The organism is Streptosporangium sp. NPDC023615 (genome assembly GCF_040640155.1).
Taxonomy (GTDB): Bacteria; Actinomycetota; Actinomycetes; order Streptosporangiales; family Streptosporangiaceae; genus Streptosporangium.
Map to the genome: position 1 here is coordinate 1 of NZ_JBFABE010000186.1, position 1158 is coordinate 1158.

The window sequence follows — 1158 nt, forward strand, 5'->3', positions numbered from 1 at the left end:
TGATGCCGATAGTGCTAGAATCGTTATTGATATTAAGAGAGGTGGCAGCACCTAACAAAGTTGGCAATGCTCAAAGATTGGTCGATAAAGCAGGAATTAAAGCTTACAATAGTTTAGGTTCATAAGTGCTTTAAGTAAACAATTTTATTCTTCAATTTGCTATGAATATACTAACGACTAATATTTAACTTAAGAGGTGATCGTATGGGACAAGCAAAGAGTAGAGGTACTAAAGAACAGCGTGAAGCAGAAGCTAAGAGAAGAAGGTTAGAAAAGCTCAATATTAGCGAAAGACCTATTGAAGAAATCTACAAAGAATTTGATCTTCCTGATGATAGTGAGTTTCTAGGATATATTATAAATATCGTAGAAACTGATGAGTTTGTAGCTAAATTTGAAGATACGCCTGATCAAACGAATATAGCTTATGCAAAAATACCAGATTTGGGATTAAGGTTTGAGGATTTTTCCGAAGCCCTAGATGTAGCTAAAAAAGTAGCAGAAAAGTATAAAACAGATATCTGCTTTTTATTTGAAACTTCTGACCAGTTTAGGGTTATCCCAACATTTACTGTTAATTTAGCTGATTTTGCCCACTAAAGATTTTAAGCTCTTGACTTTTTAAGGTCAGGAGCTTAATAGGATTTTCAGGCTATACATTTACATGTCTGCTATGCGTTTGAGCAAAAACTCTACCCGACTGGCATCATCGCCCTTACCCTTATAGCCGTAAGCCTTATCTACTGCTTTATCAAGGGCGATATGAGCTTTGGTTAGTTCAGGGTAAGGATCAATCATGTAAGTGTTGTAAAGCTTAGCGAGCGTTGGCGCATCCTTGCTACTATCTTGGTATAGCTTACGAGCATCTAAAATGGCTTGAGCCGCTGACTCAATAGTATCTTTAGCTTTGACCGTATTTCCATCTTCGTTTTTAGCATCGAAAGGGAATTGAAAGTTGTTATAAACAATACTGTTTGAGTAGCGGTAATCGCTTTTCAATCTTCCGGCTGTCAAACGTATGAAGGCATTATGCATACTGCTTGATAAAACACCGAAGTGATAAAGCGTTGCATTAGGTAGTCGAAAGTGTGGAGCAGTACAAACGGTAATCATCCCAACCATAAGACACTTATCAAATAGAATTAAGCTGCGTGGTTT

General features: G+C 37.0%; 2 protein-coding genes. One reads left to right on the forward strand and one right to left on the reverse strand.

Features of this window, described 5'->3' with window-relative positions; all coding sequences use genetic code 11:
- The first annotated feature begins 204 nt into the window (after nucleotides 1–204).
- On the forward strand, nucleotides 205–600 hold the full coding sequence (locus tag AB0G16_RS38810; protein WP_362816040.1) for a hypothetical protein: 396 nt from the start codon (nucleotides 205–207) through the stop codon (nucleotides 598–600).
- Nucleotides 601–660: 60 nt separating this feature from the next.
- On the opposite strand, the gene AB0G16_RS38815 is transcribed toward AB0G16_RS38810, so the two are convergent.
- On the reverse strand, nucleotides 661–1158 hold a 498-nt coding region (locus AB0G16_RS38815; RefSeq protein WP_362816041.1), incomplete at its 5' end, for a type IIL restriction-modification enzyme MmeI.

Coding starts and splice junctions, on each gene's coding strand:
- AB0G16_RS38810 (WP_362816040.1), top strand. CDS start 205: ATGGGACAAGCAAAGAGTAGAGGTACTAAAGAACAGCGTGAAGCAGAA.